Annotated in this window: 1 protein-coding gene; it reads left to right on the plus strand. The window is 57.8% G+C overall.

Going from position 1 to position 831, the window contains the following annotated elements:
- The coding region (locus tag K0H47_RS31110; protein ID WP_257626672.1) for an immunoglobulin-like domain-containing protein at nucleotides 1–831 on the plus strand (831 nt) is incomplete at both ends.

An 831-nucleotide genomic window follows, 5' to 3' on the forward strand; every position in this document is an offset into this window, starting at 1 on the left:
TCGACACCACGACCGTTAAGTTGAGCACCACCGACACCGCCATTACCGAAGGTGGCCAGATCACCTACACCGCGACCTTGAGCAACGAAGCTCATGCGCCAGTGACCGTGACGCTGTCCAACGGCCAGGTCATTACCATCGACACGGGCAAAACCACCGGTACCGTGGTCTTCCAAACGCCCACCAACGACGTTTACAACAACGGTTCGACGGTCAGCACGACCATCACCACCGCAACGGGTGGCAACTTCGAGAAGCTGGTCCCGGATAACACTAATCCGCCGACCACCACGATTACCGACTCGATCGATACCACCACCGTGACGCTGTCGACAAACGACACTGCGATCACCGAAGGTGGGCAGATCACGTACACCGCGACGTTGACCAACGTCGCTCACGCCCCGGTCACCGTGACCCTGTCCAACGGCCAGGTGATCACCATTGATTCCGGCAAAACCACCGGCACTGTGGTTTTCCAGACGCCAGCCAACGACGTTTACAACAACGGTTCCACCGTCAGCACCACCATTACGACGGCTACTGGCGGCAACTTCGAAAAATTGGTTCCGGATAACAGCCATCCAGCGGTGACCACCATCACCGACTCGATCGACACCACGACCGTTAAGTTGAGCACCACCGATACAGCCATCACCGAAGGCGGCCAGATCACCTACACCGCCACGCTTTCGAATGAAGCGCATGCGCCGGTCACCGTGACCCTGTCCAACGGCCAGGTGATTACCATTGATTCCGGCAAAACCACCGGCACCGTGGTTTTCCAAACGCCGGTCAATGACGTTTACAACAACGGTTCCACCGTCAGCA

Origin of the sequence: Pseudomonas sp. Xaverov 83 (genome assembly GCF_019352905.1) — a bacterium.
GTDB classification, from domain to species: domain Bacteria; phylum Pseudomonadota; class Gammaproteobacteria; order Pseudomonadales; family Pseudomonadaceae; genus Aquipseudomonas; species Aquipseudomonas yamanorum.